General features: G+C 67.6%; 7 protein-coding genes. 1 reads left to right on the top strand and 6 read right to left on the bottom strand.

Annotated elements, in window-relative coordinates:
* The 5 genes from VFG33_RS27920 to VFG33_RS27900 all read right to left on the bottom strand — a co-directional run.
* A partial coding sequence (locus tag VFG33_RS27920; RefSeq protein ID WP_325055947.1) for a Gfo/Idh/MocA family oxidoreductase occupies nt 1-254 on the bottom strand: 254 nt, incomplete at its 3' end.
* 43 nt (nt 255-297) lie between these two features.
* Nucleotides 298-1338, bottom strand: a complete 1041-nt coding sequence (locus tag VFG33_RS27915) for a substrate-binding domain-containing protein (protein WP_325055946.1) — start codon at nt 1336-1338, stop codon at nt 298-300.
* Between the two features lie 93 nt (nt 1339-1431).
* Nucleotides 1432-2532 (bottom strand): ABC transporter permease, encoded by a 1101-nt coding sequence (locus tag VFG33_RS27910; protein WP_325055945.1) that lies wholly within the window; start codon nt 2530-2532, stop codon nt 1432-1434.
* Nucleotides 2532-4085, bottom strand: a complete 1554-nt coding sequence (locus tag VFG33_RS27905) for a sugar ABC transporter ATP-binding protein (RefSeq protein ID WP_325055944.1) — start codon at nt 4083-4085, stop codon at nt 2532-2534. The genes VFG33_RS27910 and VFG33_RS27905 overlap by 1 nt, the downstream gene beginning before the upstream one ends.
* A complete protein-coding gene (locus VFG33_RS27900) occupies nt 4082-5359 on the bottom strand; it encodes an ROK family transcriptional regulator (protein WP_325055943.1) in 1278 nt (425 codons plus the stop codon). Before VFG33_RS27900 ends, VFG33_RS27905 begins: the two co-directional genes overlap by 4 nt.
* 328 nt (nt 5360-5687) lie before the next feature.
* Here VFG33_RS27900 and VFG33_RS27895 point away from each other — a divergent pair, with 328 nt between their 5' ends.
* Nucleotides 5688-7229 carry a glycoside hydrolase family 99 protein gene (locus VFG33_RS27895; protein ID WP_325055942.1) on the top strand — a complete coding sequence of 514 codons (1542 nt, stop codon included), beginning with the start codon at nt 5688-5690 and terminating at the stop codon, nt 7227-7229.
* An 87-nt stretch (nt 7230-7316) separates the two neighbouring features.
* Here VFG33_RS27895 and VFG33_RS27890 read toward each other — a convergent pair whose 3' ends face one another.
* On the bottom strand, nt 7317-8549 hold the full coding sequence (locus tag VFG33_RS27890; protein WP_325055941.1) for a hypothetical protein: 1233 nt from the start codon (nt 8547-8549) through the stop codon (nt 7317-7319).
* Nucleotides 8550-8644 lie beyond the last annotated feature (95 nt).

The raw sequence follows: 8644 nt of genomic DNA, 5'->3' as shown, positions 1-8644 counted from the left end.
TGGCTGTCCCCCGGCGTGCAGACGTCGATCAACTGCACGTCGTCGCGGGTCAGCAGCTTGCGCCAGTCGGTCTCGGTCCCGCTCCAGCCGAGCTTGCTCGCGGCCGCCTCGACTGCTTCGGCGTTCCGCCCGCACAGCACCGTCATCTCCGGGTGCAGTGGCAGGTCGAAGAACCGCGGCGCGCTCCGCCAGGCCTGCGAGTGGGCGGCGCCCATGAAGGCGTACCCGATCAGGCCGATGCCCAGGTTCGTCATACGGTCTCTACTCCTCTGTGTTGGTCAGCTCTCGCCGTGCCTGTCAGCTTTCGAAGGCGGACGGCAGGTACTGGTCGACATTGTCCTTGGTGACGACCGGGGCGTAGAGCTGGATGGTGCGCGGCACCTCGACCTCCACCAGGTCACCGAGGGACTTCTTCTGCACCAGCAGCCGGGCCAGCCGGACGCCGTCGGCACCCTGCGTCGACGGGTAGATGACGGTCGCCTTCACCAGCGTGTTGCCGGCCTTGATGTCGCGCATCACGTTCGCCGAGCCGGCGCCGCCGACCACGAAGAACTCCTTACGGCCCGAGTTCTTGATCGCTGCCATCACGCCGACACCCTGGTCGTCGTCGTGGTTCCAGATCGCGTCGATCTTCGGTGCCGCCTGCAACAGGTTGGCCGCCGCCTTCTCACCGGACTCGACGGTGAACTCCGCCGCGACCCGGTTGTTGACCTTCAGGCCGCAGTCCGCGAGCGCCTCCTTGAAGCCCGTACTGCGCGCCTGGGTGAGCGGCAGCGAGTCGATCCCCGCGATCTCTGCGATCACCGCGTCCTTCTTACCGTTCATCTCCTTGCAGACGAAGGTGCCGGCGGAGACGCCCATCCCGTGGTTGTCACCGAGCACGGTGGTCCGGGCCGCGAACGAACTGTTGAACTCGCGGTCCACGTTCACCACGGTGATACCGGCATCCATCGCCTTCGTCGCGACCGCCGTCAGCGCGGCGCCGTCGAACGGCAGCAGCACGATCGCGTTGACCTTCTGGTTGATGAAGGTCTCCACCTGGCTGATCTGCTGGTTCACGTCGTTCGTGCCCTCGGCGACGACCAGCTCGACGTCCTTGTACTTCGCGGCCTCGTCCTTGGTGGCCTTCGTGATCGCACCCATCCAGCCGTGGTCGGCGGCCGGTGCGGAGAAGCCGATCTTCACCTTCGTGCCGGGCTCGTCGTTGCCGCCGGCCGCCGCCTGGGTCGCCCCGGTGTCGGTCGTCTTCTCGGCTTCAGGGGTGTTGCTGGTACAGGCGATCAACGCCAGTGAACTCAGGCCGACCAGGCCGGCGGTTTTCAGGAAACGTGCGGACATGCTGTCCTCCAAGAGATGGTGCTTCTACAGGGGTAGTGCCATTGCTGAAACCTAGGGCGCTGCGCCATTTCTGATCCCACCCCACCACCCCGGTCAGGGAGCTCGGGCGGCCAGGCGTTGCTGGAGGAGGACCGCGATCACGATGATCAGGCCCTTCGCCACCGACTGGGCGGAGATGGACAGGTTGTTCAGGGTGAAGACGTTGTTCAGGGTGGTGAAGATCAGCACCCCGATGACCGTGCCGACGATGGTGCCGCGGCCGCCGGAGAGCAGCGTCCCGCCGATCACCACCGCGGCGATCGCGTCCAGCTCGTACAGGTTTCCGTGGGTCGCGCTGCCGGTCGTCGTACGGGCCATCAGCATCACCGCGGCGATGCCACAGCACAGACCGAGGAGCACGTAGAGGGCGACCCTGTGCCGTTGCACCTTGATGCCGGCCAGGCGGGCTGCCTCGGCGTTGCCGCCGACGGCGAAGGTCCTGCGACCGAAGGTGGTCCGGTTGAGCAGCACCCAGCCGACCGCGGCAACCAGCAGGAACATCCAGACCAGCACCGGTACGCCGATCACCGAAGCGCCGAAGAAGTCCAGGAATGAGTTGTTGTTGATGATCTGCGTCTGGCGATCCGACAGGATCTCCGCCAGACCGCGGGCGCCGGCCAGCATCGCCAGGGTCGCGATGAAGGGCACGATCTTGCCGTAGGCAACCAACAGCCCGTTGACCAGGCCGCAGGCCGCGCCGACCAGCAGGGCGGTGGAGACCATGAAGATCCAGTGGAAGTCCGCGGCCATCTGCTGCGTGGCCAGGGTGGTCGCCCAGACCGAGGAGAGAGCGACGATCGCGCCGACGGACAGGTCGATACCGCCGCCCGTGATCACGAAGGTCATCCCGATGCTGATGACACCGATCACCGCCGCGAGGCGGAGAATGGTGAGCACGTTGGCACTGGTGGCGAACGTGTCGCCGGCAGTGACGATGCCGACGATGCAGAGCAGTACGAGCGCGATGACCAGGCCGAGGTTCCGGCCCACCCCACCGCGCAGCAGGCTGCTCGCCGTCCATCCACCGTTGCGTGGTCCGGCGGTCGTGGTGGTCTGCCCCGACGCTTCACCCGACAGCTGACGGTCTGCCGGGGGTGGGTCTGTGCGGGTTGCGGCCGCATCCGCTGACTCGGGTCGTGCGACTTCCTCGCCCATCACACGGCACTTCCTTCCATCACCAGGTCCAGCACCCGGTGCTCGTCGATTTCCTGCGCGGGACCGCTGTACACGGCCCGCCCCTCCCGCATCACCACAACCCGGTCGGCGAGACCGAGCACCTCCTCCACCTCACTGGAGACCAGCACGATCGCGACGCCGTTCGCCGCGAGGTTGCGGATCAGTCCATAGATCTCGGATCGCGCTCCCACGTCGACTCCGCGAGTGGGTTCGTCCAGCAGCAGGACCCGGCAGTCCCGCAACAGCCAGCGGGCCAGCACGACCTTCTGCTGATTACCGCCGGACAGATTGCGAACGGGATGCTCCACTCCGGCCGGACGAACGTCCAAGGCTCTCGTGAGCTTCTCCGCGGCCTCCTTCTCGGCTCTGGCGTTGAGGAATCCCCCGCTGGCGAATCTGCCCATGCTCGACACGGTGATGTTCTTGTACACCGCTTCGTCGAGCAGCAGAGCCTGACTCTTCCGCTCCTCCGGAGCCAACCCGACCCCAGCCCGTACTGCGTCCTGAACCCGGCCCGGCTTGAGTTCCACCCCATCCACCCGGACGACGCCGGTCGCGGCCCGGCGAGCGCCGTACACGGTCTCGAGGATCTCGGAACGGCCGGAGCCGACGAGTCCCGCGAGACCGAGGATCTCGCCGGCCCGGACGGAGAACGCGATCTCCGCGAACTCCCTCGGGCGGGACAGGTCGTCCACCTCGAGCACGACGGGCGCGGTGCTCAGGATCTCCTGGCGGGGCGGGAAGACGTACTCGATCGAGCGGCCGGTCATCAACCGGATCAGCTCCGACGTCGGGGTCTGCCGGGCGTCGAGCCCCGTCGCCACGGTCGCGCCGTCCTTGAGCACGGTGACGCGGTCGCCGATCTGGCGGATCTCCTCCAGCCGGTGCGAGATGTAGACGACGGCGACGCCGCGGGCGGTGAGGTCGCGGATCACCCGGAACAGGTTCGCGACCTCCTCGGGGTCGAGCACCGCCGACGGCTCGTCCATCACGATCAGCTGAGCGTCACGGGAAAGCGCTCTCGCCATGCTCACCACCTGCTGACCGGCGGCGGAGAGCAGACCGACCGTGCGGCCGGCCGGGATCTCGCCGTGACCGAGACCCTTCAACAGCTCCCGGGCACGGACGTTCGTCTCGTGCCGGCGGGTCATGCCGAAGCGCGACGGTTCGTGGCCGAGGAACACGTTCTCGGCGACGGTGAGATCGAGGACCAGGTCGAGCTCCTGGTAGATCGCGGCGATGCCGAGCCGCATCGAGTCGGCCGGCGTGTTCAGCGCGACTTCGTTGCCGTTGACAAGGATCGTGCCGGAGTCAGGCTGGTGGGCGCCGGTCAGGACGCGGATCAGGGTGGACTTGCCCGCGCCGTTCTGACCGAGCAGGCAGTGCACCTCGCCGCGCCGGACATCAAGATCGACACCGTCCAGCGCCCGGACCCCCGGGAACTCCTTGACGATCCCCGTCATCCGCAACAGCTCTTCACCGTCTCCTCTGGCCGACCGGCCGTTGGGCGAGGTGTGGGGCGCTTCGGTCATTGGGCTACTCCTGCTGCGTCGCGACCGATCAGGGTCGGGTCGAGGAAGACCTGGTCCAGGGAGATCTGCGCGCCGCCGCGGACCGCCGCGGCGAAGCCGAGTTCGGACTGGACCACCCGGCAACCACCACCGTCGGGAGCGATGACGCGATCGCGGATCGCGCTCTCCAGCGGTTCTTTCAGCCACGGCCCGAGGACGGCGAAGTAGCCGCCGAGCACGAGCACGTCAGGGTTCAGGATGTTCACCAGGATCGCTCCCCCAATTCCCAGCCAGGTACCGACATCTGCCAACGCCCGCAACGTCCGGGCTCCCCCTGCTTCGGCCCGCCGGGTGATCTCGGCCAGCCGCTGCTCGACGTCCAGCGACGGGTCCCGGACCGGGTCGTCGGCGTCCGTCGCCTTGTTCAGTAGGGCGGTCAGTCCGACCACCGTTTCCCAGCAGCCGGTCCGGCCGCAGCCGCAGATCCCGCCCGCCGGCGCCACCGGCATGTGCCCGACCTCGCCGCTGAATCCGTGCCCGCCGCGCAGCAGGTGCCCGCCGCTGACCATGCCACCGCCGACACCGACCGCGCCGGTCAACAGCACGATGTCCTCGGAGTTGCCGGTGTTCTTCTTGAGCTCCGAGTAGGCGGCCAGCGCGGCCAGGTTCGCCTCGTTGTCCACCCGGACCGGGTAGCCCGGCTCGCCGAGCCGCTCTCGCATCTCGTCGACCACGGGAACCTCTTGCCAGCCGAGGTTCGGGGCCAGCTTGAGCGAACCCGTGGTGCTCTGGACCAGCCCGGGCACTGCGAGGGTGACTCCGGCTGTCTGCCCACCGCGGGCAGCCACAGCCGCCACCGCTTCGCGAATCAGCTCAGCCAGGTGGTCGAGCGTCGTACCGGGGGCGAGGTGGGCGACGTCGAGGGGGACGCGGCGCTCGGTGACGATATCGCCGCTCAGGTCGAGGGCGGTGATGGCGAGGTAGTCGACGTTGATCTCGGCGCCGACGCCGCAGACGCCACTGCCGTCGAGCTCGACCAGCTGGCCGGGGCGGCCGAGGGTGCCACGCTCCGACTGGGCCTGACCATCGCGAAGGAGGCCTCGTTCAACGAGTTCGGCGACCAGGCTGCTGACGGTGGCCTTGTTCAGGCCGGTCTCGGCGGCGATGCGGGCCCTCGAGCGAGGGCCGGCGGCGCGGACGTGGCGCAGTACGACGGAGAGATTGTTGCGGCGGAGCGAGACATGGTCAGCGGCCACCACGCCACTGCCAGGACGGCTGCCCTCGGACAGCGCCATGAGCCCCACCCCTTGGTCACTCAGCGTTGACTGGCTGTGATGCCGGTCACAGACTTTGTCTGTTGAGCCAACAAACTAAGTACCGGCTCCCGCTGCGTCAAGATGTTGCGGCCAAGTTTCTGGAGATCACCACCAGATTGCCGCCTTGCGGGTGCCCCGCCAGTTTCTCGCAGTTTCTGCTCGAAGGGAACGCTCCCTGAGAGATCTCGGTGCGTTCTTGCAAGAGTTCGTCCAAGACTTGCAGCCACCACTTGCATCGGGCAGCGACCGTTTGTACGCTCGGCGCCACTCTCCGCAGTCCTGCCCGCCCCCATCAGGAGCCTGCACAATGGCAATCACCCGTCGTACCTTCCTGGCCGCCTCAGCGGCCACCGCAGCTGCCGGAACCACTGTCGGGGGCGCTCTAGCCGCCTCGGCATCCTCGTCCACCACGGCGACCCCGGTGGCGAGTCCGCCCGGCGACGTGGTCGGCAAGATCACCGTCGGCTACCAGGGCTGGTTCGCCGCGCCCGGTGACGGTTCCCCGATCAACGTGTGGTGGCACTGGAGCCAGAACAACAGCCAGCCGCCGTCACCCACCAACACGACCATCTACAGCTGGCCCGACATGCGCGAGTACACGACCAGCTTCCAGACGGCGTACCAGAATCTCGGCAACGGCCAGCCGGCCAAGCTGTTCTCGTCGTACACCCAGCAGACCGTCGACACGCACTTCCGGTGGATGCAGGAGCACGGCTGCGACACCGCGGCGCTGCAGCGGTTCAACCCGACAGGCGGCGAAGGCCCGACCCGGGACGCGATGGCAGCGAAGGTCCGCCAGGCCGCCGAGCAGTTCGGCCGCAAGTTCTACATCATGTACGACGCCACCGCGTGGACGAACATGCAGCCGGAGATGAAGGCTGACTGGACCAACAAGATGAAGGCGTACACGGCGTCGCCGGCGTACGCGAAGCAGAACGGCAAGCCGGTCGTCTGCATCTGGGGATTCGGCTTCAACGAGGCCAACAAGGCCTGGCCCGCTTCGGTCTGCCTCGACGTCGTCAACTGGTTCAAGGGCCAGGGCTGCTACGTGATCGGCGGCGTCCCGACGCACTGGCGTCCGGGCAACGAGGACTCGCGGGCCGGCTATCTCGACGTCTACCACGCGTTCAACATGATCTCGCCGTGGATGGTCGGCCGGATCAGCGACGTCGCCGGCGCGGATCACTACTACAACAACGTGAACCAGCAGGACCAGGCGGACTGCAACGCGTTCGGTATCGACTACCAGCCCTGCGTGATCCCGGGCGATCTGCAGTCCGGGCACCGCCGGCACGGCGACCTGATGTGGCGCCAGTTCTACAACCTCAAGCGGGTCGGCGTGCAGGGCATGTACATCTCGATGTTCGACGAGTACAACGAGGCCAACCAGATCGCCAAGACCGCCGAGACCGCTGCCTGGGTACCGGTGGGATCGGGTCTGCGCGCGCTCGACGAGGACGGTACAGCCTGCTCGTCGGACTACTACCTGCGGCTGACCAACGACGGCGGCCGGATGCTCAAGGGCGAGATCCCGGTCACCGCGACCAGGCCGACCCAGCCGATGCCGAACCAGGGCACGGGTGGCGTGATCTTCTACCAGCACATCGATTACGGCGGCGCGGCCGGCCAGACACTTGCTAAGGGCAACTACACGCGGGCGCAGCTGCAGGCCGCCGGGGTCCAGGACAACTGGGCATCGTCGGTTCGCATCCCGGCCGGCTGGACCGTGACGATCTTTGCCGAGGACAACTTCACCGGCCAGTCCTGGACCCGCACCGCCGACACGGCGAACTTCGTCGGCCTCTCCCCCAACGCCAACGACCAGCTGACCTCCTGCCGAATCCAGTAGCCACCCCTCCGCTACTGGTTCGACAGGAACCACGCCAGTACTGCGTAGCACCCGCGTCCGGGCGCTACGCAGTACTGGCTGTTCTTGCTAGAGGAGCTCGAGGCTGTCGGAGGCGAGGGTGATCACAGCGCCCTCGAGGTGGAGGCGGCAGGCGATCGCGTGGCCCGCGCAGGTGAAGAGCGCGGGGCCGGCCGCGTCGACGACCTTGTAGGCAACGGGTTGGGTGCAGGCTTCGGCTACGCCTTCCTGCTCACGGTGACAGCCCAGCACGTGGCAGGTGACCACGTCGCCGTAGTTCATCAACGTGATGCCGTGCTCGGGGCAGACGCCCCACGTGACGCCACAGGACTGCCCGTCGTGCGCGGCCAGGCGGATCAGGTTGCTCGCGGTCGTCTCGAGCTCACTGGCCACTGAGCGGAAGGTGTCGGCGGCCTCGTCGAGATCCCGCCGAAACTGCCGTGACTCGACGGATTCGGGCAGGCCTTCGGTGGCGGCCTGGAGATTCTCGGAGAGCGCGATCGCGGCAACGGCGATCTCATCCACCCGGATCGGCGTACCGAACTCGCCGTACCGCAACTGTGCGGTCCGGTCAGGTCGCTGTGGATAGCGATCCCGATAGCCAACCTGCGGGACTTGACCGTTCTGGCTGTTCTGGCCGTTCTGCGGAAGGACGGGTTCCTGTGTCTGACCGGCGTTGGGCGCCTGCTCGCTGGCGATCTCTCCGGAGTCGGTCGCGGCGCTGTCCGGCTGCCCGCTCTTGCCCGGGGTCGGCGAATCCTGCTGAGTACCGCTGTTCTGCGGGTTCTCGGCGTCCTGCACCTTGTCGTCGGCCTGCGGATCCTTGGTCGCCCGCGCCTTCTTGCCGGCCGGCGCCTTCTTGGCCGGCGTGCTCTTCCCGTCCTGCGGATCCTGGCCTTGCTGCGGGATGTGCCCGTCATGCGGCTGCGCGTTCATACCCACCTGCCCATTCAGGCCATTTCGCCCGTTCTGCCCATCGGACCCGTTCTGCCCGGTTGGGCCGCTCTGTCCTGCCCAGCCGTTCTGGCCGGGACGACCGATCTGTCCTACCTGACCGAGTCGACCATCTCCCCTGGTGTCGGCGCCACCCTGCACCGCCCCGTTCTGCGTCCAGCCGTTGTGCCCGTTCACCGGTACCCCGTCGGGGCCGGGCTGACCCCTGTCACCGTCCGTACCCGACGCTTCATCGGCAGTGGGGTCGTCCGGCTCCCAGTCGTCCTCGTGCGGTCCGCCCAGCCCGCCGAGTACCCACCGTGGTCGTTCGGTCCCGCTGCGATGATTCGCCCGCTTGGCTCTCGCCATTCGTCGCCCCCTGATGACGGATCTCCCCCGGTGGCCGATGGTGCCATGCCTGCGGGGGCTGCGGCCAGAGCAAATAACCCGGTGTCACCCAGGGC

Origin of the sequence: Kribbella sp. (assembly GCF_035687465.1) — a bacterium.
Classification (GTDB): Bacteria; Actinomycetota; Actinomycetes; order Propionibacteriales; family Kribbellaceae; genus Kribbella.
This window is presented reverse-complemented; position numbering and strand designations above follow the sequence as displayed.

Bases quoted from the DNA above. Each gene is read 5' to 3' on its own strand.
- VFG33_RS27905 (WP_325055944.1), bottom strand. From the start codon at position 4,085: ATGACCGAAGCGCCCCACACCTCGCCCAACGGCCGGTCGGCCAGAGGA.
- VFG33_RS27890 (WP_325055941.1), bottom strand. From the start codon at position 8,549: ATGGCGAGAGCCAAGCGGGCGAATCATCGCAGCGGGACCGAACGACCA.
- VFG33_RS27895 (WP_325055942.1), top strand. From the start codon at position 5,688: ATGGCAATCACCCGTCGTACCTTCCTGGCCGCCTCAGCGGCCACCGCA.
- VFG33_RS27900 (WP_325055943.1), bottom strand. From the start codon at position 5,359: ATGGCGCTGTCCGAGGGCAGCCGTCCTGGCAGTGGCGTGGTGGCCGCT.
- VFG33_RS27915 (WP_325055946.1), bottom strand. From the start codon at position 1,338: ATGTCCGCACGTTTCCTGAAAACCGCCGGCCTGGTCGGCCTGAGTTCA.
- VFG33_RS27910 (WP_325055945.1), bottom strand. From the start codon at position 2,532: ATGGGCGAGGAAGTCGCACGACCCGAGTCAGCGGATGCGGCCGCAACC.